We start from the raw sequence: 24,533 nt of genomic DNA on the forward strand, positions 1-24,533 counted from the left end.
ACTAATATTTGGGGGCCAAGATGTTGACGATCACACCTACAGCATCACTTGAAAGCGCAGCGAGCAACGACCTGGAAGTCTTTGCTGTCATCGACGGTAAGAAAGTTTTCCTGCCCGAAGATGCAAACTACATCATGCAGGACCGTCGTGGCCTGTGGTACTACTCTACTCGCAAGCCTCGCCCAAAAGAGGGCGACTGGACACCGAACAAAACCAGTATCTCCTGCCGTAGTGAAGGCGGATTTGTGCGGGCTTTGAAGACAGACACGGTTCAGTCTTGGCTTGATACCTGTCAGCGGACAGTGCGCATGGTTGGGAAGACAGCTGGTGAGCGCCGCCCGGCGGACGCCTGAGGCGGGCCAGGAAGCAGGTACTATGAGGCGATAGCGTGCTCGATTTCGGGTTCCGCTGTCGCTATCCACTCATCGAGCGATGCAGCGTTTTCCTGTAACTGGGGGCACAGCTCGCGATTCAGACGGCGGTAGGCTTCCTGCCAGACATCTGCGTACATGAGCATGGCACAACGCTGACGCAGCGGCATGCTTTCGGGCAGTGCCAGAGGGTCTAGCTGGCGGTTGCGGAAGCCAGAGCTCAGCACGCTGGCAATGACTTCATTTTCGCGGTTATCCCGCAATTCACCTTCAAATCGACGCAGGCACATAGTCAGCTTGTCGCGGCCAGGAAATTCTTTATCAACCACTATGTTGTGTACCCACAGAGGCAACTCGCTGGTGAAGTGCGCACGAAAAGCGGCAGTATCCATATCGGCAAGTTTGCCGGCGGACGTGTCCGGGAACACGCGGCGCATGTTCAACTCGCTGCGTGTTTTGAAACCGCGCGTATAGAAAGCTTCCATACGTGCGCCTACCAGCGCGACATGGGTTAGCTGGAATTCCGACATCTGGGCCGCATCCTTATCTTGTAATACCGAAATTCAACCATAAGCACTCCACTCGCCACCAGTAAAAAAGTGGGAAAAGTAGATCTTTCCGTGCTTTGAAACTAGTGATCGCTTACCACATACTGTGGCTATAACAACAGGGGACGGGTGGACACCGGATGAGCATTGCCGGAAAGTTCAATGCATTGGTAATTTCGATCGTGGTGAGTGTAGGCCTGCTGGTCTGCGGCCTCACCAGTGTGCGAGAGTATCGAGCAGAACGCGATCGGGTATTTGGCGAGCTTGAGCAGCAGGTGAATGGACGCCACCAGATCGCCTATGGGCTCTATCGCAGTAACCCATCAGCCGTGAGATCCGCCGTGCAGCCATTGCTGCAGTCTCCCGTTGCCAGCATTGCCGTGTTCACAGCCCAGGGCAGCCAGGTGCTGGCGCTCGGGAGCACGGAGGTGCTGCCCACACTGCCCGAGGCGCGTCCCGGTGCAGCTTCCGCTGATATCAGCGTCTTGTCTCTGGGTGCCGAAGGTCAGAGTGCAAGCAGTGGCCTGTTAGGTGCGTTCTTCCCGCCCGGGGCGGCTTTTCACATCAACGTACCCGCCTATGCCGGGGTGAGCCCGCTGGATGAAGTTACCCCGGAGGCGTTTGTCCTCGCCCAGAGCGAGGCGGCGGTCGGCAGCAGCCGCCACGTTATGGGCTATATCCACTTCGTCGTGCCCCAGCGCACGCTTTTGCAGCAGCTGTTACCCCAACTGACGTCTATTCTCCTCGCCTGCGGCCTGTTCGGCATAGTCAGCATCGCGTTCAGTGCTGCGCTTACGCGCCGTATTACGGCCCCTCTGGAGCGGCTGGCCCGGGCTGCCGATGATCTTGCCGCCGGTAAGCTCGAGAAGCCGGTGCAGACGCGCGGCAGCGGTGAGATCCAGGACATTGCCCGCATCATCAATAGCGTTTTCAGTGGCATGTCTGAATACAAGACCCAGATGGACGTTGACCATCAACTGTTGAGCATGAAAGTCGAAGAACGTACAGCACAGCTGTCAAAGCGCAACAAAGAACTGAACAAGGCGGTGAAGCAGGTTACCCAGGTCAAGAACCGGCTGCGCCAATTCGCGTATTACGACAGCCTTACCGCGCTGCCGAATCGGCGCCTTTTTACCGAGCAGTTGTCACTTTTGTTGCGCCTGGCGAAGCGGAATGAAGAGCAGTTGGCGCTGCTCTTTCTCGATCTCGATAATTTCAAGCGCATCAACGACTCGCTGGGCCATAGTGCCGGCGACCTGTTGTTGCGGGAAGTAGGGGCGCGACTGGCCAACTGTGTGCGCGAAAGTGATGTAGTGGCCCATTACAGCGAAGCCAATGGCAAGATAGGGGTGTCGCGCCTTGGCGGGGATGAATTTACGGTGGTTTTGAATCATGTGGCCGGGCCCGAGGCTGCCGGTGTCGTGGCCCAGCGTTTGCTCGATGCCCTGATTGAGCCCATGCTGATCGACGGTCATGAACTGGTAGTGACCCCCAGCGTCGGTATTGCCCTCGCACCAGATCACGCTGAGGATGTGGAGGGCCTGCTGCGCTGCGCAGATACCGCGATGTATCACGCCAAGGCTGCGGGCAAGAATAGCTATTTGATATACGACAGCGAGATGGATGCTGCCGGCCTCGATCGCCTAACCCTGGAAACTGATTTGCGCCGGGCCATGGAGCGCGATGAGCTCGTGCTCTACTACCAGCCCCAGGTGAATACGCGCACCGGGGCGGTGGAAGGTGCCGAGGCATTGATGCGCTGGATGCATCCGGAGCAGGGCCTGATTCCACCGTTTCGCTTTATTCCACTGGCCGAGGAAATGGGGCTTATCGGCGAGATGGGCGATTGGGCTATACGTGAAGCCTGTATGCAGGTGCAACGATTCCGCGAGCAGGGGCTGGTATTGCCGCGCGTCGCTGTCAATGTCTCGGCCCTGCAGTTCACTCCCAGTTTTGTGCGCAAGGTAAAGGACATTCTTGAAGAGACGGCCGTCGATCCCAGCGTCTTACAGCTGGAATTGACCGAGGGTGTAGTGATGGGTGATACCCATGCGTCGGTCAATGCCCTCAGCGAATTGCGGGAAATGGGTGTGAGCCTGTCGATCGACGACTTTGGCACAGGGTACTCGTCTCTGAGTTATCTGAGCCGTTTCCCGCTGACCGAGCTAAAGATCGATCGCAGTTTCGTGATCGCGGCAGACAAGAGTGAAGAGGATGCCAGCCTGGTCATCGCGATCATCGCTATGGCGCGTGGCCTGGGGCTGGATGTCGTCGCGGAAGGGGTAGAAACGAGCGAGCAGTATCACTTTATCAGTGAGCACGGGGGGACAGTTATTCAAGGCTATCTGTTCAGTGCACCGGTGCCGGTAGACGAATTTGCAGACTTACTTCGACCTTGGCATTTTGTGCGGCAGCTACAAGATCTGGATGGGAATGCCCGGCAGATGCCGGGCTAGCATTACATATTGTCCGGTCCCCAGTAGGCCTTCATGCTTACCACCTTGCCCTGGTCATCAAACTCGAACACATCGATGATATCGATGCTCATCTCGCCCATGTTGACCTGAAAGGGGAAGGCCGCGGTGTTCGCGGCAGAGCGCACCGGGCCGGTGATCGCGAGCTTTGCGCCGGAGCTCAGGGCGCCTTCATAGAAGGCACACACCGCTTCGATACCCTCGTGCAGGTCAGTACCGACCGGATCTTCGACGACAGCGTTGTCGGCGTAGATGTCACGGATGATTGCCATGTCCTGTTTTTCGAAAGCTTCCACGTAGCGGTTAACTACCGCAACTTTTTCTGCGTAATCCATAATCTTGTTCCTTTCAGTAGCCACACAGGGTGGCGTAACGGTCCTTGTGAAAACCCGTGTCGCCAAATATCTGCATCGCGACGCGGGCGCGTTTGAGGAATAGGCCGATTTCCAACTCGTCCGTGACGCCGATACCGCCATGCATCTGCACCGCTTCATTGGTGACGAGCTGAACCAGGTCATTGAGACGGGCCTTGGCCAGGCTGGCCAGCAGTGGGAGTTGTTCTGGTGACTCATCGACACTGGACAGTGCCTGCAGGATAACCGAGCGCGCAAGCTCGAGTTGGGTCTGCATGTAGGCCGCACGGTGCTGCAGGGCCTGGAAGCTGCCGATAAGAGCACCGAACTGCTCCCTATACTTCAGATAGGCTACGGTGCGCTCGAAACACTCCAGGGCAATTCCCATCATTTCGGCTGCGAGTGCAACCCGTCCGCGATCAAGCACGGGCTCAAGCACATGCCAGCCATAGCCCAGGTCGCCGACCAGCGCATGCCGATCGACGCTCACATTATCGAAAGAGATATTTGCTGCATTGCGACTATCGGCCATGATCGTGCGCTGGACGGTGACACCCTCTGCCTGCCTGGGGACCAGAAACAGGCTGATACCCTTCGGTGTATTTCCCTCGCCTTCGCTGCGGGTCGCAACCAGCAGTTGGTCTGCGCTATGGCCGTCGAGGACAAAGGTTTTTCGGCCGTTGATGACGAAGCCGTCTTCCCGGGCCTCGGCAGTGGTCGCAATTAGCGTGGGCTTGTGGCGACTGGATTCTTCCAGTCCAAGGGCCAGGGTCAGTTCACCGGCAGCGATGGCTGGCAGAAGCGTTTCTTTCTGGCTTTCACTGCCGCCAATGAGAATCGCAGATGCGCCGACCACGGCGGATGCAAACAAAGGTGAAGCGCTGAGCGTGCGGCCCGCTTCTTCCATCAATACGCCAAGGCCAAGGAAGCCGAAGTCCAGGCCACCGTACTGTTCCGGCAAAATGATGCTGGCCCAGCCGAGTTCGGTCATCTGCTGCCAGAGCGCGTTGTCGTATCCGGTTTCGCTTTTGTTGTCGCGCAGCGCACGTAGCGCTGTAACAGGTGCACTGCTTTGCAGGAATTCCCTCGCGGTATCCTGGAGCAAGCGCTGTTCTTCATTCAGTACCAGTGTCATCTAAATCTCCTATCCCTGAGGCAGCTCGAGCACATTTTTGGCGATCAGGTTCAGTTGAACTTCCGAGGTGCCGCCGGCAATTGTCATGGCGTAGGACATGGCCCAAAGCCGCAGCGTATCGAGCTCGGCTCGATTGAAGCCCTCGCCTTCCCAGCCCAGGCCCTGGCTGCCCATGATCGCCAGCAAGAGTTCGCTCTTCTGTTTCTCGGCCTCGGTGCCCGCGTATTTCATGATGAGCGGTGCGGCACTGCGTACCCCGGCTATCTTCTCTTCGAAGGTACGGAAGTGTGTGAGGCCAATGGCATGCATTTCCATGTCGTACTCAACCAGCTTCGAACGCAGCTCGTGGTCGCTGATCTTGCCGTCTTCAAAGTCCAGGTATTGCCGGGCTGCCTGGTTTGGGACCACGATTTCGCGCGGGGAGTCGCTGCCGAGTTCGGACATCAGCTTGCGCTCATGGACCAGCAATGCCTTGGCCACGCTCCAGCCTTTATTGAGTTCCCCGACCAGGTTCTTCTTGGGTACTTTTACGTCGTCGAAGAACGTCTGGCAAAACTCGGACTCACCGCTGATCAGTTCGATCGGGGTGGTGCTTATGCCGGGGTCGTCCATGTCGATAAGCAGGAAGCTGATGCCCTCCTGCTTCTTTGCGTCTGGATCGGTGCGCACAAGGCAGAAAATTCGGTCAGCCTTGTCTGCCGAGGTCGTCCAGGTTTTGGAGCCGTTGACCAGATAGTAGTCGCCCTTGTCCTCGGCCTTGCATTGCAGGCTCGCCAGATCGGAGCCAGAGCCCGGCTCAGAATAGCCCTGTGCCCAGCGTATGGTGCCATTGAGAATGTCGCGGATATGTTCCTGTTTTTGCGCCTCGTTGCCGAACTCCAGCATGGCGGGGCCAAGCATCCAGATGCCGTGGCCGTAAAGGGGAGCGCGCGCGCGGATAGCCTTCATTTCTTCCTTGATGACTTTGCCCTGTTGCGGGCTCAAACCGCCACCGCCGTATTCGCTGGGCCATTCAGGGCAAATCCACCCCTTGTCGCGCATGCGTTCAAACCAGATCCTGGCGTCATCGCTGGGGAACGAGGAGTCCCGGCCACCGTAGTACTGCTCTTCCGGTGTGATTGGCTGGCGCTGAGATTCGGGGCAGTTATCCTGCAACCAATCTCGAACTTCGAGGCGGAACTGTTCCAGATCCTGCACGTTGTTACTCCTTTCGGCAGCTGACATGGTGTCTCCGTGGTTTGTTTCTGCAAGGGGAGGCTGGAGGCGCATGTTATGTGCTTGCAGGCCCCTGATTGAAGGCTATTCAGGGTACCTGAGGGCGATTTTTCGGCAATAGCCTAAGAAGTCAGTCTTGCTGACAGATTGCGACAACAGTGTGGCGCGTTTTCTACTGTGACTCGATCAACTCGACGACAAAGTCGAGCTCTTCTTCATCGCGGCGTGTGCGAATCGTTACCTTGTCACCCGGCTTGAACTTCTCCAGCGCGCTGAGATAGTCATCGCGATTGCGGATCCGCAGGTCGTCGATGTGGGTGATAACGTCCCCGAGTTCCACCTCGCGGCGGGAGACACGGCGCGCGCCGGTGAGCCCGGCCTCTGCGGCAGGTAGCCCGGGATATACGTGAACAATGGGTACACCGTCGATCCGGTTGCGCTGAATCCAGCTGTCACTGGCAAGCTCTACACCGATAATGGGATGCAGAATACGGCCGTAGGCAATCAGCTGCGGGACGACATCTTTGACCGTGTTCACTGGAATTGCAAAACCGATGCCGGCACTGGCCCCGCTGGGGCTGTAGATGGCGGTGTTTACGCCCACCAGTTGTCCTAGTGAGTTGAGCAAGGGGCCGCCGGAGTTACCCGGGTTGATAGCCGCATCGGTCTGGATGACCCCGCGGATTGTGCGCCCACTGGGGGACTGGATTTCCCGGCCGAGCGCACTGACCACGCCGGTTGTCAGGGTTGTGTCCAGGCCGAAGGGATTGCCGATGGCCAACACCTTGCGGCCGACTGAAAGCTCAGAGGAGTCTCCGAGCGGCAGACTGACCAGATCGTCTGGCGGATTTTCGATACGCAATACCGCGAGATCTTTCTCTGGTGCCACACCGATGAGCTCGGCCTCGAATTCCCGTTGATCATCGAGGGTAACGATTAAACGATGTGCGCCGGCGATAACATGAAAATTGGTGACGATCAGGCCGCTGTCTTTCCAGATGAATCCGCTGCCAGCGCCGCGTGGAATTTCCTGCACATTGCGCGAGAACAGGCTGCGGCGCAGGGCGGTGTTCGTGACGTAAACGACCGAGGGACTGGCCCTGCCGAAAATTTCTGTGCTATTGCGCTCATCTTCAGTGGCGAAGCTCAGGTAGTCGACATTCTTCGCTTGCGCCGCCAAAGGCAGCGCTGCGAGCAGGATAAACAGGGTCAGAAAACTGCGCATAACCGTTACTGTTGAGTGAATGCCTGAATGAATTTGCGGATGCGGGCGGCGTTTGCCCCGAGGTCTGAGCGACCCACGCGGGATACCGAGCGCAGATCGATCATGGTGCCCGCTTCATTGCTCGTGATGCGAATAGCGACATCGTCGGTAAATCCCATGATGGCCGTGCTGGCCGCAGCTTCGATGTAGCCTGCATTCAGGTCATCCCGATAAACATCCCAGCCCAAGTCCTGCGCGGTAGCCAGAGCCTGTGCATACGCTTCGTCGATAGACAGGTGAGTTTCCAGCGTTGCCAGATCGCTATAGGCCTGGCGGGCTGTCTCTATGACTTCCGGGTCGATGCGCAGGCTGTTGGCATCGTTGCCGCGCTTACTCTGGGCGGCACTGAAGGCAGGTGGGTTGTCGGGATCGGTGGTGATGTCGTGTATGGGTGGATAGTCGCCCATCCCTGCGACCATGCTCAGCAGGATTGCCGTCCCCGGTATGGCCAGCAGGCCGCGTCTACGCAGTGCGTTCCCATGGGGGCGGTAGAGGGGGAACAGTCCGAGTACCAGGGCTAAAACCAGAAGGATTGTGGAACCGAGACAGCCGATGGCAAACAGCATGAGGCCCTGCTGCCAGGCGCCAGAACGCACGGTCAGTACCGCGATTGGCAGGATCACCAGCATGGTGATCGCCAGGTAGCCAACCCAGTTGACTAGTTTCGAAGATGTTTTCTCGTGCATGTTATTGCTCTCTCGGCTGTGCTGGAGTTTAAGAATACTACCCGGACTGCATCGTTGCGAGGGGGCGATTGAGCCTGCCTCGTGCTTCTGATTTACTTGGGGCCCTGATAATAATATTCAAGGCAACGACACACGTGGAAAAACTGATCTTCCCTCTCTGGAAACCGGAAGCCCAAAGTGGCGACCAATTTCGCGATACGCTGCTGGCTCAGCGTGAAAACCTCAGCGCCCTGCAGGGTGTTAGGGCCGGGCGCCTGTTGGTCGTCGATAGTGATGTGGAGCTCTGTGCTCATCGTCGGCAGGATCATTCCAAACCGGTACCTGACGGCATTCTGACCCTGTGGATGAACCGCGCAGAGGAGGGCGGGGCTGTCGGAGAGTTTCTGGCGCCGCTGGTGAATCGCTTCACGAGCTACCTGGCCACTGAGTCGGAGCCGCTGATAAACGAAGAGCACGCCGCCAAACCGGGCGAGCGAGTGCCTGGTTTCTGCCACGTGGTATTCCTGCAGCGGCCACCCTGGTTGAGTGAGCCTCAGTGGCTGGAGATCTGGCATGGCCGGCATACCCAGGTGGCGATTGATATTCAGTCGACGTTCGCCTATCGCCAGAATGTGCTGGTTCGCAGCCTCAGCTACGCTGCACCGCCATTGGACGCCATGATAGAAGAGAACTTCCCTGCGGCAGCGATGACGTCAGATTACGCCTTTTACGATGTGGAAGAAGGCGACGATGCTGCTGTGGCAGAGAGAGGTCAGCAAATGCTGGACAGTGTGGCGAGGTTCATTGATTTCGACAAAATCGACGTCATCCCAACCAGTGAGTACACGCTGAAGCTGCTCTAGCCTGCCTGTAGTGCCCGGATCCGGTCTTCCAGCGGCGGGTGCGACCGAAACAGGCCAGAAAAGCCTTCCTTGAGTTGCTCGCTGATACCGAAGGCGGTCAGTTCGCCTGGAAGATCCTGAGGGAGTCCTTGTTCTTCCCGCAGCCTTTGCAAGGCCGCGATCATATCGCGATTCGTGGTGAGGCCGGCACCTGCAGCGTCGGCCCGGTATTCACGCCAGCGCGAAAACCAGAACACGATCATGCTGGCGAGCATGCCCAAAACCAGCTCGGCTACAATCGTCACAACGTAGTAGCCGATGCCACGGCCGCGCTCAGTTTTGAAGATAACCCGGTCGACGGTATGGCCGATGATGCGGGCGAGGAACATGACGAAGGTGTTCACCACACCTTGAATGAGCGTCAGTGTGATCATATCGCCGTTGGCAACATGGCCGATTTCATGGGCCATTACTGCTTTTACTTCCTCCCGCCGAAAACGCTGAAGCAAGCCCGCACTCACTGCTACCAACGCATCATTCCGGTTCCAGCCTGTGGCGAATGCATTGGCAGCCTGGGACGGAAATATGCCTACTTCAGGCATACCAATACCGGCTTCGTCAGCCAGTTCACGCACGGTGTCGAGTAGCCAGCGCTCTTCCTGATTGCGGGGTTCCTCAATGAGGGCAGTACCCGTACCGCGTTTCGCCATCCACTTGGAAAGAAACAGCGAGATAAGCGATCCACCGAAGCCGAACACGGCGCAAAACACCAACAGTGAACCAAGGTTCAAGTCCACGCCGTTGGCGGCCAGCATACCCTCTAAGCCCAGTAGCTTGAAGACTGTGCTGACCAGTATCAGGACAGCCATGTTGGTGGCCAGAAACAGCAGTATGCGCATGGATGTGTTACTCCGCAGGGGGGGTAGGATTCGTTTCGACCGCTGTTTCTGTACCGGGTTCCTCTAGTTCTACCGCTGTCTCTACCTCTGGCGTGGGAAGCGGTACCTGGCTCGGTTCCACCACCGGCAGGCCTCGCTCAGACAGCGTCGTGGCGGCCACTTCGCCGCGCAGTTCGATGTCCTTCGATGACAGCTCAAACAGGGTATTGATGGCCTCGTCTTCATGTTTCGCCTGCAGCACAGTTTTGGGTTCGGCTCCGCTCACCCAGGTCTTACTCTTGCCCCAGTAGTGGCCGTGCTGGTTGCGGATAACATATACATCAGTCATTAAATGAGTCCTTCAAAATTGATCGCGGGAAGTGTATCGGGGTGGTGCCTGCGGGGAAAGGGCTAGCCCAGCAGGAAGTCCTTGGCCTGGTTGATTTTAGCCGCAAGATAGTCGTTGCCGCCTCGGTCAGGGTGTAATTTCTGCATTAGTTTACGGTGAGCCGCCACAATCTCGTCTTCCTCGGCTTCCTCGTCCAGGCCTAGCACTGCCAGTGCCTCCTTGCGATTCATGCCCCCAGGGCCGGTACGATTATCGGTGCTGCCCTGATCTGCGGCCCCCTCATAGCTGCCAAAGCGCTGTTCCAGATAGCTCTGTAGCAATTGCGCTGAATCCGGGTCCTGGGCCTGGCAGTAGGCCATGAGCTCATCCAGTGCTTCGCGTTGCATGTCGGCCAAGCGCCAGCCTTTATAGGCGCCCTCCAGAACTTCGCCATTGAGTGCGCCGCTCTCATGGTCGAGCTGCATACTCAGGATATCGGTACTCACCGTGGAGTGCTGGCCAGCGGGTGCCGCCTGGCCAAGCCGTGAGGCGAGTAATGGAAAGTAGCGAATCAGGCTCGGCGCCAGCTGGCGCGCTACGACCAGAAGACCGGTGAACGCGACTCCGATCCAGTGCATCTTGCCCGCGAGGGCAAGAATGACCACACCCACCACCGCTATGCCCAGCGCCAGCTTGGTGTACTCGCCGCGGCGTTTGTGTGGAGGCGCCGCCTGGGCACGTTTGAACAGGATGTACAGCACGACGGCGATGGCCGCTAACAAAATTAAACGAGGCACAGGAATCTCAGCGCTTTAGTTGGTCAAGCAGCAGTTTATCACCCTCGCCACCCTGTTTCTCAAGCGCTGCTGTACCGCCCGCTGCGTAACGCGCCACGGCACCCAGTAGCGATGCCAGCTTACTCGCGCTGCGCTGGTCGAAACGGGCGTAGCCACCCCGGCTCAAACTGGCCATGCGGCGATAACATTGTTCTACTTGCGGCTCACCCCCCTCCTGGAACATGAACAGGGGCAATTTCAGTATTCCACACTCGCCGGCCAGCTGGCACAGGGAGTCGGGGCTTTCTTCCACGGCATCACCGATGAATACCAGGGCTCTCAGGGGCTCCTGGCGGTGCTCCTGCAATGCGTGGCGCAAGAGGCGGCGAATCTGGGTGTGACCGCCTTCGCATTGGACCCTGGCCATGGTGCTGGCCAGCTGCTTGCTGTCATCCAGCCAGGGGCTGGCGAAGAAATCGTTGAAGCCGCGATAGTAACTCAGCTGTACCCGCAGCGAGGCGATGCCGGAAGCGGCGCGAAACATCTCTCCTTGCAGGTGGCAGGCGCTGTCCCAGGTGGGTTGGCGGCTCGCGGTGGCGTCGATGGCGAAGAGCAGGCGGGGTTGGTGGCGTCTGAACTCAGTGATATCACGGCTTTGCTTGAGAAACCGGTCTATCTCCTGGGTATTGGAACGGCGACTGGGAGGTTTGGCCATGTTGGCCCATCATGCGTGGTGGCTTGTGTCTCCCAGTTTACCGATCTCTACGAGTTCTGCCAGATAGTGGCGACGTTCCGCCAATTCAGTGACGACGCGCGCGAGATCTGCATCGCCGATGGTGTTGCCCTGTTCGTTATTGACGAGTTGCCACAGCTTTCGGCTGCATAACTCGCTTGGATTGATATTGTTCATTTGCAAAGTGTGTCTCTCTTTTCTTCGTTGTCCGGGGAAAGGGTGCCCCTGGAATGGGTGGTTGATTCCAGAATAGGCCGGTCTTATGACATTGGTATGACAGGGGAAAGCGACGCTTTCCGCCCCGGGGAGTAGCCCGAGCTTACACCTAATGACCAGATATTGGAAATGGGTGGGGTTGAATTGGCTTTGTATTGGGTGTCTACTGCGGCCCATGAGCTTATTCAATATTCGTAAAAAGCATAGTTTACCCACTGCCGAGACGGCGCTCCCGGGTCGAACTGAGGCCCTGCCCGTTGCACAGGTTCACTTTGTGAACGGCAATCCAATGCAGGGGCCATTCCCCAATGAGATGGCAGTCGCCCTGTTTGGCATGGGATGTTTCTGGGGCGTTGAGCGCATGTTCTGGCAGTTGCCTGGCGTGTTTTCCACCGCCGTGGGTTACGCGGCGGGAATCACTCCGAACCCCACTTACGACGAGGTCTGCTCGGGCAAGACCGGGCACAACGAAGTGGTGCGAGTGATCTTCGATCCCGCCGTCATTGGCTACGATGAGTTGCTGAAAACGTTCTGGGAAGGGCACGACCCTACCCAGGGGATGCGCCAGGGCAATGACCTGGGCACTCAGTATCGCTCGGGAATCTACGCAAGCAGTGACGAACAGCTAGCGTTGGCGATGGCGAGTCGCGAGGAGTTCCAGCGATCACTGGCGGCGGCTGGCTACGGAGAGATCACAACCGAGATCTTGCCCGCGCCTGACTTCTATTTCGCCGAGGACTATCACCAGCAATACCTAGCCAAGAACCCCGCGGGCTACTGCGGTTTGGGTGGCACCGGTGTGAGTTGCCCTATCGGGCTGAAAACTGACTAGAGCGCGTCCAGCGCTTCTGCGCTACTGTCTTCGAAATCCGGCCCAGCCTCGGGCTCGACCTGCTCAAGTTGTTCCATCAGGTGGATGGCAATACTCACGAAATCCGAGTCGGTGATGATACCTACCAACGTGCCGTCCTGAACTACCGGGACACAACCCAGTTTGTTTTGCTGCAGGAATAAGGCAGTTCCGCGCAGGCTGGCCTGCTGATCTACCGTTTGCACTGGTGTTGTCATGATGCTGGACAGCGCTACATGGGGTTCTTGCGCCGCGTGGGCCGTCTGGTCAGGCAGCACGCTGGAGTCAGCTGCGGCTAACACATCGCGTTGGGATACTACGCCCACCAGGCACTGATTACCGGTGATGATGGGAATGTGGCGAATGTGGTGCTGGGCCATGAGTTCGCGCGCCTGCGCGAGATTGTCGTCCGGGCCCAGAGTGTAGGGCTGGGCAGTCATAATTTCTGCGACGCTAAGCATGTGCTTACTCCTTCTGCTGCGTGTGCTGTGCAGAGTAGTGCGGCGTCGCAGTGAGCGCCTTGATCGCTGTCAAGAAAGGGTGGGGTGGTGCAGTGGAGAAGCGTTCTAAAACAGGCGCCCCAGTAATGCCGTGACGGCATTCTCGACCCGCAGTATTCGCGGCCCCAGTGACACAGTGTTACAACCGGCGGCCTGCAGTTTGTCTACTTCGTAGGGTATGAATCCGCCTTCCGGCCCCACGACCAGCAGCGTGGCACCGTCAGCGCCGCGGGGGCAGGGAGGGTGGTCTCCGGGATGTGCCAACAGGCTCTGCCTGCCTCGCACCAGATCGGGAAGCAGATCTTCTACAAAAGGTTTGAAGCGACGGTGGCAACTCACTGGCGGCACGACGGTGTCGCGCGACTGTTCCAGACCCTGCAGCAGGTAACTGCGAATGGTTTCTTCCTCCAGCACCGGTGTTTGCCAGTAGCTCTTTTCGACCCGCAGGGAATTGATCAGATGTAACTCGGCAACGCCGAATTCGGCGACCGCCCGCAGTACGCGTCGCAGCATTTTCGGGCGCGGCAGTGCCAGCACCAGAATCAGCGGCAACTTGGCGGGTGGCAGGCGATCGAGGGTGGGTTCCAGTACTGCTACCTCGGTATTGATGGTGATGATCTTCCCCGTGCCCATGCGGCCGTTGACCTCGCCGATACGCACTGTGTCGCCAGGTTCTTTTCCGTGTACTTCCAGCAGGTGTTGCAGGCGCGCGTCGTCGATGCAAAGCAGACCATCGCTGCCGATTTCGAAGCGGGAGAACAGCAGCAGGTTCACGCTACCCGGCCCACAGGTCGTATTCGTCGGCAGCGGTCACCTCAGCCTCGACAAAATCGCCGGGGTTCAGGTCGGTGGCGCCCTCGAGGAAAACACGGCCGTCGATCTCCGGGGCGTCGCCCTGGGAGCGGCCGATGGCGCCCTGTTCATCTACTTCGTCGATCAGAATTTCGATAGTGGCGCCGACTTTCTGTTGCAACTTATTCGCGCTGATTTGCTGTTGCAGTGCCATGAACCGCTCCCAGCGCTCCTTCTTGACCTCTGCCGGTACGTGATCGGGGAGTTCGTTGGCCCTGGCGCCTTTCACCGGCGAGTATTCGAAGCAGCCAACGCGGTCGAGTTGGGCCTCTTCAATGAAGTCCAGCAGAGTCTCGAAGTCCTGATCAGTTTCTCCAGGAAAGCCCACGATGAAGGTACTGCGCAAGGTGATATCAGGACAATCCCGGCGCCAGGCAGCGATCCGTTCCAGGGCTTTCTCTGCAGCAGCGGGGCGCTTCATGCGCTTGAGCACCTCTGGGCTGCCGTGCTGTAGGGGCACGTCCAGGTAGGGCAGTATTTTACCGTCTGCCATCAAGGGGATGACTTTGTCGACATGGGGGTAGGGGTAGACGTAGTGCAGGCGCACCCATACGCCGAACTCACCAAGCGCTTCGCAGAGCTGCTGCATATGGGTCTTCAATGGGCGGCCGTTCCAGAAGCCGGTGCGAAACTTGGTGTCTATACCGTAGGCGCTGGTGTCTTGTGATATCACCAACAGCTCACGCACGCCGGCGCGAACAAGCCGTTCTGCCTCATCCATGACATCGCCGATAGGTCGGCTCACCAAATCGCCGCGCATGTCCGGAATGATGCAGAAACTGCAGCGGTGGTTACAGCCTTCGGAAATTTTCAGGTAGGCGTAGTGACGGGGGGTGAGTTTCACACCCTGCGGTGGCACCAGGTCGGTATATGGGTCGTGATTCGTTACCGGAGGCACCCAGTCGTGCACTGCGCCAACTACTTCTTCGTAGGCGGCAGGTCCCGTCACCGAGAGCACCTTGGGGTGCAGCTCCTGAATCACCTGAGCATCGTCGCCCTTGCCCATGCACCCGGTCACGATAACCTTACCGTTCTCTTTCATGGCCTCGCCAATGGCGTCCAGAGATTCCTGCTTGGCGCTGTCGATAAACCCGCAGGTGTTGACCACCACGACTTCCGCGTCATGGTAGCTGGGCACGATGTCGTAGCCATCCATTTTTAACTGGGTGAGGATGCGCTCGGAATCTACCAGGGCCTTGGGGCAGCCGAGGGATATGAAGCCGACTTTGTTAGTACTGTTGGTCATATGGGGGCATGTCCAGCGGACTGTTGAGGGCGCGAGTATACAGAATTCGGGAAGATTCGGTATGTAAGCGTTGTTTAATCTGATAGCCATCGATCCCGCGTTTGTGCGAGCCAATGTTGGTTACGAGTTTGAAGCCAACGCAGAATCCTTGGGGATTTCTACCGCTGGCATGATCGGCAGGCTATTGAATTTCAGGGGTGAACAGCTAGCCCCCTTAGCGGTGATCATTACAGCATCTGGACGCAGTTGTACCTCTGTGCCGCAGTTACCCCAGAGCCGCTATCTCTTCGCCCAGCACCTTCAGGAAGTTCGCGCCTACAGCGCCGTCGATGACCCGATGGTCACAGGAGAGCGTGGCTGTGACCACGGTGGCAATCGCGAGTTCGCCTGCCTTTACCACGGCTTTTTGAGTGCCTTTCCCCAATGCAAGAATGGCCCCCATAGGCGGGTTCACGATCGCCGTGAAGTTGTCGATACCGAACATTCCCAGGTTGGACACGGTGAAACTACCACCGCTCAGGTCTTCGCGGCTGAGTGAGCCATTGCGGGCGCGCTCAGCCAGCTCGGCGGTTGCCACTGCTATGTCTTGTGGCGACAAATTTTGTACTGCGCGAAGGGTTGCCGGATAGAGCCCATCTTCGGTTGCGATCGCGACGGCCACGTTGGCATCGCTAAACTGGTGGATAGCACCGTCGATGAAATTCACATTAACCCGGGGTTCCCGTTGCAGCGCCTGGGCCACGCACTTGACCAACAAGTCGTTTACTGAGACTCGAGTTGAAGCGTTCGTGTTGAGCGTTTCGCGGTATGCCAGCAGGGTGTCCAGTTCGAAGTCGACGCTGAGGTAGAAGTGGGGAATGTCCTGCTTGGCCTGGGTCAGGCGTTTGGCAATGGTCTGGCGGGTGGCCGAGAGCGGCGTGATTTCCACGCCTGAATCTGTCTCTGGCTCTGAGCCGCTGACCGCGGCGCGCACATCGTCCTCGGTAATACGGCCGCGGCGGCCGGTGCCGGTCACAGTGTTCAAGTCTACGCCCAGTTCGGCAGCGAGATTGCGCACAGCCGGCGCGGAACGCGTTGCGGCATCTCCTCCGGGGGCTGCCGTTGACGAGGCTGTTGGTTTTTCAGCTGGCTCGGCCTTGGTCTCCTCACTGCCAAACCCGGCTATGAAACTGTCGATACTCGCATCGTCTACGGTGTCTGCGGCAATGACGCCCAGCAGGGCACCCACGGGGCGTGCCTCGCCTTCTTCTACCAGAATACGGCGCAACACACCGTCAGCGGGAGATTCCCAGACATTGACGATTTTGTCTGACTCCATTTCGAGAATTTCTTCGCCCTTGGCCACGGTATCGCCGACGGCTTTATTCCAGATGTTCACGGTGCCTTCGACCATTTCTATGCCCCACTTGGGCACCGCAATGGCGGTGATATCGCTCATGCCATGGTCTCCTTGATGGCGGTTATGATCTTGCCGGCATCGGGGATATACGCCGCTTCAAGTTCGGGCGAGAAGGGGGTGGGGCTGTGAGGTGCGCACACCTGTTTAATGGGGCCCTTGAGTGAGCTGAATGCCTTGTCCGCAGCGAGGCCGGCGATGTCGGCGGTCAAGCCACAGCGAGGAGGGGCTTCATCCACGACTACGAGGCGACCCGTCGCTTCAACGCTTTCAAGAATTGCCGCTGTATCCAGCGGTGAGGTGGTGCGCGGGTCGATCAAGTCACAGCTGATACCTTCGGCTTCCAGCATGTCAATTGCCTGGGCCGCACGTGGCACCATCTGGCCGAAAGCGACCACAGTGCAGTCGTCTCCCTCGCGAACGAAGGCTGCCTCGCCGAAGGGGATGGTGTACATCTCATCGGGGACCTCGCAGGCCTCCTGGTACAGCACCTTGGGCTCGAAGAACAATACCGGGTCGTCATCGGCGATGGCTTGCAGCAACAAACCCTTGGCGTCATACGCGTTGGACGGTACGACAACTTTCAGGCCGGGGAATGATGTCATGATCTGGTACATGGCCTGGCTGTGCTGGCCAGCGGCGGAAAAGCCGCCGCCAGCGGCAAAGCGGATGACCGCAGGGCACGTGCTTTTGCCGCCGAACATATAGCGGAACTTGCCCATCTGATTGACGATCTGATCCATACATACGCCGATAAAATCGGCGAACATGATTTCAGCAACCGGTCGCATGCCTACCAGAGCAGCGCCGGCGGCGGCGCCCACAATAGCGGATTCTGAGATCGGGGTATCGATACAGCGATTGGGGCCGAAGGCCTTATACAGGCCGGTGGTAACGCCGAACACGCCGCCGACTTCGCCGACTTTGCCACTGGGGCTGCCGTTGCAGCCTGCCACGTCTTCACCGATCACGAACACACTATCATCCGCAGCCATTGCCTGGTGCAGCGCCTCATTGATGGCGTCGCGCATTGTTTTCTCTGCCATGTTCTTATACTCCTCAGGCGGCGCCGTAGTTGATATAGACGTCTTCAGTGACTTGTTCCGGGGTCGGACGTGCAGCACTCTTGGCAGCGCTAACCGCCTGTTCGATCAGTGTCATTACTTCGGCGTCAATAGCATCCAGTTCGGACTGTTCGAGATCACCGGTTTCCGCCATACGGGCGCGGAAGTTTTTCAGGCAGCAGGCGTTTTCTCGCAGGTCCTTGACTTCTCCTTCGGCGCGATAGTGTTCGGGGTCGCCTACGAAGTGGCCGTGGAATCGGCCCATCTCTGCGAACACGCCAGCAGGTCCGTTGCCGTCCCTGGCGTGAGCTATGGCTTTGCCCGCAGCTTCATAGACAGAGAAAAAGTCTGAGCCATCGGCGACAAAGACGGGGAAGCCGAAGCTCTCGGTGCGCGCCTTGAGGTCGTCGCAACCGACCGCGTACTCGATGTTGGTGTGTTCTGAGTAGTAGTTATTTTCAATCACGAAGACCGCCGGTACTTGCAGTACCACGGCCATGTTCATCGCCTCGAAACAGGTACCCTGGTTGACCGATCCGTCACCGGAGAATGAAATTGAAACGCAGCCGTTGTCGCGAATTTTCGCGGCGAGCGCGGCTCCGACAGAAATAGGTGGGCCGCCGGCGACAATGCCGTTGGCGCCAAGGATGCCCTTGTCGACATCTGCCACATGCATGGAGCCGCCCTTGCCCTTGCACAAGCCCTCGGAGGAACCAAACAGCTCCGCCATCATGCCCATGACATCTGCGCCCTTGGCGATACAGTGGCCGTGACCGCGGTGGGTAGAAATGATGGCGTCGTCGTCACTGAGATGCTCGCAGACACCAACCGCGTTGGCTTCCTGGCCGGTGTACAAGTGTGTAAAACCAGCGATCTGGCCATTCATGATTTCGACGTGGGTGCGATCTTCGAATTCGCGAATGGTCTTCATCTGGCGATACGCACGCAATAGTGCTGCTTTATCAAGAGACATGATTCTCTCCTTGGAGTAGTCGGGTGGCTGGGCTAGAGGGTTCCCATGGCCCAGCGAATGCCACGGCGTAGCAATTCGTAGTATTCGTCGGTTTTCCAGGCGCCGAACTCAGGTTCCGGGTACTCCTCGATATGGGGTTGCATATCGTACTTGCCCCGGCAGTGACCAAGAGTTAGGTAAAGCACTTCGCCGGCACCATAAGGGCGAAGATACATGCAGGAGCGGGGTGTGTCGGTTTCCCAGTCATCCTCGACAAAGCCTTCGGTTTTGCCGTTCCAGTGGGTATGGAGCAATGTCGTTTGCTCACCGTGGTGTTCGCTGAGATACAACTCGTCGTCGACGGTGAAGGGTTGCAAGCCAGTTACCAGCGGGTGGTCGGGTTCGGTAATGTTCACTGTGTAGGGCTGGATCGGCGGATGAGACAGGAATTGGCTGCCGAGCAGCTCCATAAACGCAGGGTTCTCGCGAGGGCAATCCACCCGGCCGTCATCGAGGAAGCGAAGAATGGAATTGGTGCCGTGCAGTGCGAGCCAGCGTCCACCGTTTCGTACGCGCTCACACAGCCGCTCGGTCTGAGCCGCAGTGGGCATCACGTCACAGGTATAGGTGACGATGAAGTCGGCTGCACAGATGGCATCGATATCACCATAGTCAGGCCCCACTTCCACTTTCAGGCGCGGTTGTTCGGCAATCAGTTTGAGAATTTCGAGACGGGCATAGTCGATGTTGTGGTACTTGCCGCCCGCCACGAGGTAGACGTCTATTCGGTCGCTCTTAGCCATAGCTGTCACCCACGGAAAGTGGGACATCACCCTGTTTATTCTTAGTGGCAAGAAAAGTATCACGCACCTTGCGAAAAAACAAACAGCATTGACTGTATTTTTTATTGTGCAGGGGCGCCTTGCTGTGGATGCGCCCGCTTCCTACACTGGAGCCCATTCTGGAGAGGGGGAAAGTATGTCGATTTCAGTAGAAAAGCAGGGCCAGATTGCAGTTATTACCCTGGCTCGGCCTGAGGTACGCAATGCTGTAGATGGCCCGACTGCTGCGGCCCTGGCTGATGCGTTTCGTGAATTTGATGCCGATCCGGAACTCGCAGTGGCGGTGTTTCATGGCGCCAACGGCATGTTTTGCGCCGGTGCCGATTTGAAAGCGATCGCCTCTGAAGCCGCGGCCAATCGGCTAGTCTCCGAGGGCGATGGGCCGATGGGGCCGTCGCGAATGCTTCTCTCCAAGCCGGTTGTCGCTGCCATTTCTGGCCATGCTGTGGCGGGTGGCCTTGAGCTGGCCCTGTGGTGCGACCTGCGCGTGGTTGAGGAGGACGCCATTATGGGAGTGTTCTGCCGTCGCTGGGGTGTACCTTTGATTGACGGCGGTACCGTGCGCCTGCCTCGCCTGATTGGACACAGCCGTGCGCTGGATTTGATTCTTACGGGACGGCCGGTGGCGGCTGATGAAGCGCTCGCGATGGGGCTGGCAAATCGTGTGGTCCCTGCCGGCGAAGCTCTGGCGCGAGCACTGGCGTTGGCGGAGCAGCTGGCCAGCTTTCCCCAGACTTGTCTGCGCTCAGATCGCCTGAGTGCCTACGAGCAATGGGATCTGGAGTACGCAGCGGCAATGACCAATGAGTTCGAACGGGGTATGCAGGTCGTCGCGTCGCGTGAAACTGTGGAGGGGGCTACCCGCTTTGCCCTCGGCGCCGGGCGGCATGGAAAATTTGAAGACAACGCCTAGGCTAGAAGTCGCGTTTGCCGGGCGCGCTGTGGGTGTCCACGCGAATCTCCTGGCGCAGTAGCGCTATCAGCTCACGAGCATCGTCCGGGGAGAGGAATTCACCCAGGGGCACTGTTTCTTCTGTGCCGTGTAGTGAGAGCTTTGGGCTGTCGTGGGGCCGACGTTCAGGGGTTATATCGAGCCCCGTGGTGTCGCGGGCGAACTGCCAGCTCTGGCGCGGGTAGTAGTGACCCTTGTCGATGCGCACCTTGTCCTCGCTCAGGGTGATCACGTGGCGGTACTGCAGTTTCCAATTCACATAGTAGAGCGCACTACCGAGAGCCAGCAATTCCAGGCCGGCGAAGGGCAGAATTGGCCAGGCGCCAAGCAGGGTAAAACCAATGGCTGCTCCCAGTGAGGGGACACAAAGGGCCAGAAGCACATACAGATTGTTGCGCCAGTTGGAAGAGTGATTGGGCTTGGCGACGATCGTAAGCGCGCTGCCTTTTCGACTAGTGGTAACCAGAGTTATCGCCTCCATTCAGGTGTCTATTCTAGTGAAAAATGGCTGTGTCGCATACTATCTGACGTTACTCCCATTCAGCAGGAGCTAATTTTGAATCGAGCGATGTTAGTCAGTCCATCCGACCTCTCTGTCAGCAGTCAACATGTGATCGTTGATTGCCGCTTTAACCTCGCAGACAAGGGGGAGGGTGAGCGCTTGTATCTTGAAGGCCATGTAGCAGGTGCTGTCTATCTGGATCTGGAGAGACACCTGTCGGCCCCGGTGGCAGAGCATGGCGGCCGTCATCCCCTGCCTGTCCCGGCGGATTTCATTGCCACCCTGGCCAGCGTCGGTATCGGCCCGGACACGGAGGTAGTGGCCTATGACGCAAATCGCCTGGCGTATGCGACACGGCTGTGGTGGATGATGCGCAGCATTGGGTATCGAGCGCCGCGCCTGCTGGACGGTGGCTATGGCGCCTGGGTGGAGGCGGATGGTGCCATAGAGGCCGGTGCCAGCAGCAGTGAGCCAGCCGTCCCTGGACGGGGTGCGTTCACAGGCGCGTGTGATATCGACGGCCTGCGCGAGGCACAAAGTGACGGCGCAATCCTGGTCGATTCCCGGGAGGAACGACGGTACCAGGGGCTGGAGGAGCCCATTGATCCGGTGGCGGGGCATATTCCCGGCGCGGTTAATCACCCCTGGCAGGGCGTCACCGACGCCAGTGGCCGGGTACGAGATCAGGCTCAACTACGCGCGCATTGGGGCGATACACTGGAAGCGGAAAAGCTCGTGGTGTACTGCGGCTCTGGTGTCACCGCCTGCGTAAACCTGTTTTCCCTGGCCCTGCTGGGTCGGGATGATGCGACACTTTATGCGGGCAGTTGGAGTGACTGGTGCAGCTATCTTTAATGCGTACCTATAAATGTATACACAAACCGGGCTAGGCCCACGGAGCGCCCTGAGGTAAAATGCGCGCCTTTTTTGCGACCAGCCGAGCGACCAGCAATGCTTGAGATAAATCCACTGAATCAGAAACTCAAAGATATCGAGGCGCGTACCGACGTGCTTAGGGGGTATCTTTGACTTCGCTAATCGCAAGGAACGACTGGCAGAGGTAGAGCTTGAGCTGGCTGAACCCGGTGTCTGGGACGATCCAACCCGGGCGCAGGAACTCGGCCGTGAGCAATCGTCTCTCGAGGCCATTGTCCATACGATCGAAAACCTCGACTCTGGCGCAGCTGATTCAGCGGACCTGCTGGAAATGGCAGCGGCTGAAGATGACGAAGACACCGTGGCCGAGGTGGAAGCTGACATCAACGCCATGCTGAGCCAGCTCGAACAGCTGGAATTTCGCCGCATGTTCAGCGGTGAGATGGACGCGAGCAACGCATATCTGGATATTCAGGCTGGCTCCGGCGGCACCGAAGCGCAGGATTGGGCTGAAATGTTGCTGCGCATGTATCTGCGCTGGGCTGACGACAAAGGCTTCAAGGCGGAGCTGGTGGAATGCAGCGCGGGCGATGTGGCGGGGATCAAGAGCGCTACTATCAATATAGAAGGCGAATACGCGTTTGGATGGCTGCGCACCGAGATCGGCGTGCATCGCCTGGTGCGCAAATCGCCGTTCGATTCAGGGAACCGGCGCCACACGTCGTTCACAGCTGTCTTTGCTTCTCCGGAAATCGACGACAATATCGAGATCGAAATCGATCCCTCTGATGTTCGTACCGATACTTATCGCGCATCCGGTGCCGGCGGGCAGCACGTGAACAAGACAGATTCGGCTGTGCGCCTGACTCACGAGCCCAGCGGTATCGTGGTGCAGTGCCAAAGCCAGCGCTCCCAGCACCAGAACCGGGACAAAGCCTGGAAGATGCTGCGCGCCAAGTTGTATGAGCAGGAAGTGATGAAGCGCCAGGAAGCGGCGCAGGCCAGCGAGGACAGCAAGTCCGATATTGGCTGGGGCAGCCAGATTCGCTCCTATGTGCTGGATGATTCGCGGGTCAAGGACCTGCGTACCGGCGTGGAAACCAGTAATACCCAGGCGGTGCTGGATGGCAGCATCGACCAGTTTATTGAGGCCTCGCTAAAGAGCGGGCTATAAAGAGAGAGATCATGAGCGAGCAGAATCAGGCCCCGGAGGCCCAGGACGAAAACAAGCTGATTGCGGAGCGCCGCGCCAAGCTAGACCAGATTCGCGAGCAGGGCATCGCCTTTCCCAACGATTTTCAGCGCACCGGCGAGGCGGGACAACTGCAACAGGAATACGGTGAGTCTTCCAAGGAAGATCTTGAGGCAGCCGACAAGCACTACGCTGTTGCCGGTCGCCTGATCCGCAACCGCGGAGCTTTCTTGCTGATCCAGGACGGCAGCGACCAGATTCAGCTGTATGTGGATCGCAAGGGCCTGGATGAAGATACCCTGGCGGATATCAAATCCTGGGATCTGGGTGACATCGTCGCCGCCAGCGGTCCGATTCACAAATCAGGCAAGGGTGATCTGTATATCAATATGCGGGAGGCGCGCCTCCTGACCAAGGCCCTTCGCCCGCTGCCGGACAAATATCACGGCCTGGCGGATCAGGAGACGCGTTATCGCCAGCGCTACGTAGACCTGATCGTTAACGAGGACTCTCGCAATGTCTTCCGCACCCGCTCGAAGATTATTGCGTTCATTCGCAACTACATGATGGATCGTGGCTTCATGGAAGTTGAGACCCCCATGATGCAGGTGATCCCTGGCGGTGCCACTGCGCGTCCCTTCGTCACCCACCACAACGCGCTGGATCAGGATATGTACCTGCGTATCGCCCCGGAGCTTTATCTCAAGCGCCTGACTGTCGGTGGCTTTGAGAAAGTTTTTGAGATCAATCGCAGTTTCCGCAATGAAGGTCTTTCCACCCGGCACAATCCGGAATTCACCATGCTGGAGTACTACTGGGCCTATGGCGCGTATGAAGATGCCATGGATCTCACCGAGGATATGCTGCGCAAATTGACGCTGGAAGTGCTCGGATCTACCACCGTGGAATATCAGGGCGGCAGCTACGATTTCTCCCAGCCTTTTACCCGTTTGTCGGTGTTCGATTCCATTCTTAAGTACAACCCTGAGATGTCTGCCGAGGCGTTGGCGGATGAGGCTGGCGCTCGCGCTATCGCCAAGGATCTGGGGATCGAGCTCAAGGGTATCTGGGGCCTGGGCAAGGTGCAGATAGAGATTTTCGAAAAGACCGTAGAGCACCTGCTCGACCAGCCCACGTTCATTACCCGCTATCCCACGGAAGTGTCGCCGCTGTCGCGTCGCAACGATGACGATCCTTTTGTCACCGACCGTTTCGAATTTTTTGTCGGCGGGCGCGAACTGGCCAATGGCTTTTCAGAGCTCAATGACCCCGAGGACCAGGCTGAACGCTTCCTGGCTCAGGTGGCAGAGAAGGATGCCGGTGACGACGAGGCCATGCACTACGATGCGGATTACATTCGGGCACTTGAATACGGCCTGCCACCCACCGTTGGAGAGGGCATAGGGATCGATCGCCTGGTCATGTTCCTGACAAACGCGCCCTCTATTCGGGACGTGCTGCTGTTCCCACATATGCGCCCTGAATAGGGAGATTTCTCCACAAATAGTGCT

Annotated in this window: 27 protein-coding genes; 8 read left to right on the forward strand and 19 right to left on the reverse strand. The window is 58.1% G+C overall.

Going from position 1 to position 24,533, the window contains the following annotated elements; all coding sequences use genetic code 11:
* The first annotated feature begins 20 nt into the window (after positions 1 to 20).
* The gene (locus tag EY643_RS04905) at positions 21 to 353 is read left to right on the forward strand and encodes a hypothetical protein (protein ID WP_152661142.1); all 333 of its coding nucleotides are present in this window, start codon (positions 21 to 23) and stop codon (positions 351 to 353) included.
* A 20-nt stretch (positions 354 to 373) separates the two neighbouring features.
* On the opposite strand, the gene EY643_RS04910 is transcribed toward EY643_RS04905, so the two are convergent.
* Positions 374 to 901 (reverse strand): hypothetical protein, encoded by a 528-nt coding sequence (locus EY643_RS04910; protein WP_152661143.1) that lies wholly within the window; start codon positions 899 to 901, stop codon positions 374 to 376.
* 158 nt (positions 902 to 1,059) lie between these two features.
* On the opposite strand from EY643_RS04910, the gene EY643_RS04915 reads away from it, so the two are divergent.
* A complete protein-coding gene (locus EY643_RS04915; protein ID WP_152661144.1) occupies positions 1,060 to 3,375 on the forward strand; it encodes a putative bifunctional diguanylate cyclase/phosphodiesterase in 2,316 nt (771 codons plus the stop codon).
* Between the two features lie 2 nt (positions 3,376 to 3,377).
* On the opposite strand, the gene EY643_RS04920 is transcribed toward EY643_RS04915, so the two are convergent.
* From EY643_RS04920 to EY643_RS04940, 5 genes are all read right to left on the reverse strand, one after another.
* Positions 3,378 to 3,728: a nuclear transport factor 2 family protein gene (locus EY643_RS04920; protein WP_152661145.1), complete on the reverse strand. Its 351-nt coding sequence runs from the start codon at positions 3,726 to 3,728 to the stop codon at positions 3,378 to 3,380.
* Positions 3,729 to 3,741: 13 nt separating this feature from the next.
* Positions 3,742 to 4,881, reverse strand: a complete 1,140-nt coding sequence (locus tag EY643_RS04925; protein ID WP_152661146.1) for an acyl-CoA dehydrogenase family protein — start codon at positions 4,879 to 4,881, stop codon at positions 3,742 to 3,744.
* A gap of 9 nt (positions 4,882 to 4,890) precedes the next feature.
* Complete coding sequence (locus tag EY643_RS04930) at positions 4,891 to 6,105, reverse strand: acyl-CoA dehydrogenase family protein (protein ID WP_152661147.1); 1,215 nt, start codon at positions 6,103 to 6,105, stop codon at positions 4,891 to 4,893.
* A gap of 163 nt (positions 6,106 to 6,268) precedes the next feature.
* Positions 6,269 to 7,321, reverse strand: coding sequence for a S1C family serine protease (locus tag EY643_RS04935; RefSeq protein ID WP_152661148.1), 1,053 nt, complete (start codon positions 7,319 to 7,321; stop codon positions 6,269 to 6,271).
* Between the two features lie 5 nt (positions 7,322 to 7,326).
* Positions 7,327 to 8,046 carry a DUF1499 domain-containing protein gene (locus tag EY643_RS04940; RefSeq protein WP_152661149.1) on the reverse strand — a complete coding sequence of 240 codons (720 nt, stop codon included), beginning with the start codon at positions 8,044 to 8,046 and terminating at the stop codon, positions 7,327 to 7,329.
* A 134-nt stretch (positions 8,047 to 8,180) separates the two neighbouring features.
* Here EY643_RS04940 and EY643_RS04945 point away from each other — a divergent pair, with 134 nt between their 5' ends.
* Entirely contained in the window at positions 8,181 to 8,888 is a 708-nt protein-coding gene (locus tag EY643_RS04945) for a hypothetical protein (protein WP_152661150.1), read from the forward strand.
* Here EY643_RS04945 and htpX read toward each other — a convergent pair.
* The 5 genes from htpX to EY643_RS04970 all read right to left on the reverse strand — a co-directional run bounded on the left by htpX (position 8,885) and on the right by EY643_RS04970 (position 11,765).
* Positions 8,885 to 9,766 carry a protease HtpX gene (gene htpX, locus EY643_RS04950; protein ID WP_152661151.1) on the reverse strand — a complete coding sequence of 294 codons (882 nt, stop codon included), beginning with the start codon at positions 9,764 to 9,766 and terminating at the stop codon, positions 8,885 to 8,887. The two genes, EY643_RS04945 and htpX, sit on opposite strands and share 4 nt — an antisense overlap.
* A gap of 7 nt (positions 9,767 to 9,773) precedes the next feature.
* Positions 9,774 to 10,094: a hypothetical protein gene (locus EY643_RS04955; protein WP_205743148.1), complete on the reverse strand. Its 321-nt coding sequence runs from the start codon at positions 10,092 to 10,094 to the stop codon at positions 9,774 to 9,776.
* A 62-nt stretch (positions 10,095 to 10,156) separates the two neighbouring features.
* On the reverse strand, positions 10,157 to 10,870 hold the full coding sequence (locus tag EY643_RS04960; RefSeq protein WP_152661152.1) for a DnaJ domain-containing protein: 714 nt from the start codon (positions 10,868 to 10,870) through the stop codon (positions 10,157 to 10,159).
* A 7-nt stretch (positions 10,871 to 10,877) separates the two neighbouring features.
* Complete coding sequence (locus EY643_RS04965; RefSeq protein ID WP_152661153.1) at positions 10,878 to 11,564, reverse strand: VWA domain-containing protein; 687 nt, start codon at positions 11,562 to 11,564, stop codon at positions 10,878 to 10,880.
* A gap of 9 nt (positions 11,565 to 11,573) precedes the next feature.
* Positions 11,574 to 11,765: a hypothetical protein gene (locus tag EY643_RS04970; RefSeq protein WP_205743149.1), complete on the reverse strand. Its 192-nt coding sequence runs from the start codon at positions 11,763 to 11,765 to the stop codon at positions 11,574 to 11,576.
* 208 nt (positions 11,766 to 11,973) lie between these two features.
* On the opposite strand from EY643_RS04970, the gene msrA reads away from it, so the two are divergent.
* Positions 11,974 to 12,630: a peptide-methionine (S)-S-oxide reductase MsrA gene (gene msrA, locus EY643_RS04975; RefSeq protein ID WP_152661155.1), complete on the forward strand. Its 657-nt coding sequence runs from the start codon at positions 11,974 to 11,976 to the stop codon at positions 12,628 to 12,630.
* Here the strand turns inward: msrA and EY643_RS04980 are convergent.
* The 7 genes from EY643_RS04980 to EY643_RS05010 all read right to left on the reverse strand — a co-directional run bounded on the left by EY643_RS04980 (position 12,627) and on the right by EY643_RS05010 (position 19,461).
* Positions 12,627 to 13,109 (reverse strand): CBS domain-containing protein, encoded by a 483-nt coding sequence (locus EY643_RS04980; RefSeq protein ID WP_152661156.1) that lies wholly within the window; start codon positions 13,107 to 13,109, stop codon positions 12,627 to 12,629. The two genes, msrA and EY643_RS04980, sit on opposite strands and share 4 nt — an antisense overlap.
* A gap of 105 nt (positions 13,110 to 13,214) precedes the next feature.
* A complete protein-coding gene (locus EY643_RS04985; protein WP_152661157.1) occupies positions 13,215 to 13,922 on the reverse strand; it encodes a 16S rRNA (uracil(1498)-N(3))-methyltransferase in 708 nt (235 codons plus the stop codon).
* Between the two features lies 1 nt (position 13,923).
* Complete coding sequence (rimO, locus tag EY643_RS04990) at positions 13,924 to 15,246, reverse strand: 30S ribosomal protein S12 methylthiotransferase RimO (protein WP_152661158.1); 1,323 nt, start codon at positions 15,244 to 15,246, stop codon at positions 13,924 to 13,926.
* 265 nt (positions 15,247 to 15,511) lie between these two features.
* A complete protein-coding gene (locus EY643_RS04995; protein ID WP_152661159.1) occupies positions 15,512 to 16,684 on the reverse strand; it encodes a dihydrolipoamide acetyltransferase family protein in 1,173 nt (390 codons plus the stop codon).
* On the reverse strand, positions 16,681 to 17,688 hold the full coding sequence (locus EY643_RS05000) for an alpha-ketoacid dehydrogenase subunit beta (RefSeq protein WP_152661160.1): 1,008 nt from the start codon (positions 17,686 to 17,688) through the stop codon (positions 16,681 to 16,683). Before EY643_RS05000 ends, EY643_RS04995 begins: the two co-directional genes overlap by 4 nt.
* A 13-nt stretch (positions 17,689 to 17,701) precedes the next feature.
* Positions 17,702 to 18,679 carry a thiamine pyrophosphate-dependent dehydrogenase E1 component subunit alpha gene (locus EY643_RS05005; protein WP_152661161.1) on the reverse strand — a complete coding sequence of 326 codons (978 nt, stop codon included), beginning with the start codon at positions 18,677 to 18,679 and terminating at the stop codon, positions 17,702 to 17,704.
* 32 nt (positions 18,680 to 18,711) lie between these two features.
* Positions 18,712 to 19,461, reverse strand: coding sequence for a ThuA domain-containing protein (locus EY643_RS05010; RefSeq protein WP_152661162.1), 750 nt, complete (start codon positions 19,459 to 19,461; stop codon positions 18,712 to 18,714).
* 175 nt (positions 19,462 to 19,636) lie between these two features.
* Here EY643_RS05010 and EY643_RS05015 point away from each other — a divergent pair, with 175 nt between their 5' ends.
* Complete coding sequence (locus EY643_RS05015) at positions 19,637 to 20,413, forward strand: crotonase/enoyl-CoA hydratase family protein (protein ID WP_152661163.1); 777 nt, start codon at positions 19,637 to 19,639, stop codon at positions 20,411 to 20,413.
* A 1-nt stretch (position 20,414) separates the two neighbouring features.
* Here EY643_RS05015 and EY643_RS05020 read toward each other — a convergent pair whose 3' ends face one another.
* Entirely contained in the window at positions 20,415 to 20,933 is a 519-nt protein-coding gene (locus EY643_RS05020) for a DUF2244 domain-containing protein (RefSeq protein ID WP_240732824.1), read from the reverse strand.
* A 75-nt stretch (positions 20,934 to 21,008) separates the two neighbouring features.
* Between EY643_RS05020 and EY643_RS05025 the strand changes: the two genes are divergently transcribed.
* The 3 genes from EY643_RS05025 (at position 21,009) to lysS (ending at position 24,509) form a co-directional block, all read left to right on the forward strand.
* Complete coding sequence (locus EY643_RS05025) at positions 21,009 to 21,809, forward strand: sulfurtransferase (RefSeq protein WP_240732825.1); 801 nt, start codon at positions 21,009 to 21,011, stop codon at positions 21,807 to 21,809.
* Positions 21,810 to 21,905: 96 nt separating this feature from the next.
* Positions 21,906 to 23,004 (forward strand): peptide chain release factor 2 gene (gene prfB, locus EY643_RS05030; RefSeq protein ID WP_152661164.1). Its coding sequence is split into 2 segments (ribosomal slippage): positions 21,906 to 21,980 and positions 21,982 to 23,004, totalling 1,098 coding nucleotides; the frame shifts between segments, so codons are not numbered across the junction.
* A gap of 11 nt (positions 23,005 to 23,015) precedes the next feature.
* On the forward strand, positions 23,016 to 24,509 hold the full coding sequence (lysS, locus tag EY643_RS05035) for a lysine--tRNA ligase (protein ID WP_152661165.1): 1,494 nt from the start codon (positions 23,016 to 23,018) through the stop codon (positions 24,507 to 24,509).
* Positions 24,510 to 24,533: the final 24 nt, after the last annotated feature.

This window comes from Halioglobus maricola, from assembly GCF_009388985.1.
Lineage (GTDB): Bacteria > Pseudomonadota > Gammaproteobacteria > Pseudomonadales > Halieaceae > Halioglobus > Halioglobus maricola.

Coding starts and splice junctions, on each gene's coding strand:
- EY643_RS04995 (WP_152661159.1), bottom strand. CDS start 16,684: ATGAGCGATATCACCGCCATTGCGGTGCCCAAGTGGGGCATAGAAATG.
- EY643_RS05000 (WP_152661160.1), bottom strand. CDS start 17,688: ATGGCAGAGAAAACAATGCGCGACGCCATCAATGAGGCGCTGCACCAG.
- EY643_RS04980 (WP_152661156.1), bottom strand. CDS start 13,109: ATGCTTAGCGTCGCAGAAATTATGACTGCCCAGCCCTACACTCTGGGC.
- EY643_RS05015 (WP_152661163.1), top strand. CDS start 19,637: ATGTCGATTTCAGTAGAAAAGCAGGGCCAGATTGCAGTTATTACCCTG.
- EY643_RS04915 (WP_152661144.1), top strand. CDS start 1,060: ATGAGCATTGCCGGAAAGTTCAATGCATTGGTAATTTCGATCGTGGTG.
- EY643_RS04925 (WP_152661146.1), bottom strand. CDS start 4,881: ATGACACTGGTACTGAATGAAGAACAGCGCTTGCTCCAGGATACCGCG.
- EY643_RS04905 (WP_152661142.1), top strand. CDS start 21: ATGTTGACGATCACACCTACAGCATCACTTGAAAGCGCAGCGAGCAAC.
- EY643_RS04910 (WP_152661143.1), bottom strand. CDS start 901: ATGTCGGAATTCCAGCTAACCCATGTCGCGCTGGTAGGCGCACGTATG.
- htpX (WP_152661151.1), bottom strand. CDS start 9,766: ATGCGCATACTGCTGTTTCTGGCCACCAACATGGCTGTCCTGATACTG.
- msrA (WP_152661155.1), top strand. CDS start 11,974: ATGAGCTTATTCAATATTCGTAAAAAGCATAGTTTACCCACTGCCGAG.
- EY643_RS04955 (WP_205743148.1), bottom strand. CDS start 10,094: ATGACTGATGTATATGTTATCCGCAACCAGCACGGCCACTACTGGGGC.
- EY643_RS04935 (WP_152661148.1), bottom strand. CDS start 7,321: ATGCGCAGTTTTCTGACCCTGTTTATCCTGCTCGCAGCGCTGCCTTTG.
- EY643_RS05005 (WP_152661161.1), bottom strand. CDS start 18,679: ATGTCTCTTGATAAAGCAGCACTATTGCGTGCGTATCGCCAGATGAAG.
- rimO (WP_152661158.1), bottom strand. CDS start 15,246: ATGACCAACAGTACTAACAAAGTCGGCTTCATATCCCTCGGCTGCCCC.
- EY643_RS04930 (WP_152661147.1), bottom strand. CDS start 6,105: ATGTCAGCTGCCGAAAGGAGTAACAACGTGCAGGATCTGGAACAGTTC.
- lysS (WP_152661165.1), top strand. CDS start 23,016: ATGAGCGAGCAGAATCAGGCCCCGGAGGCCCAGGACGAAAACAAGCTG.
- EY643_RS05010 (WP_152661162.1), bottom strand. CDS start 19,461: ATGGCTAAGAGCGACCGAATAGACGTCTACCTCGTGGCGGGCGGCAAG.
- EY643_RS04940 (WP_152661149.1), bottom strand. CDS start 8,046: ATGCACGAGAAAACATCTTCGAAACTAGTCAACTGGGTTGGCTACCTG.
- EY643_RS05020 (WP_240732824.1), bottom strand. CDS start 20,933: ATGGAGGCGATAACTCTGGTTACCACTAGTCGAAAAGGCAGCGCGCTT.
- EY643_RS04965 (WP_152661153.1), bottom strand. CDS start 11,564: ATGGCCAAACCTCCCAGTCGCCGTTCCAATACCCAGGAGATAGACCGG.
- EY643_RS04920 (WP_152661145.1), bottom strand. CDS start 3,728: ATGGATTACGCAGAAAAAGTTGCGGTAGTTAACCGCTACGTGGAAGCT.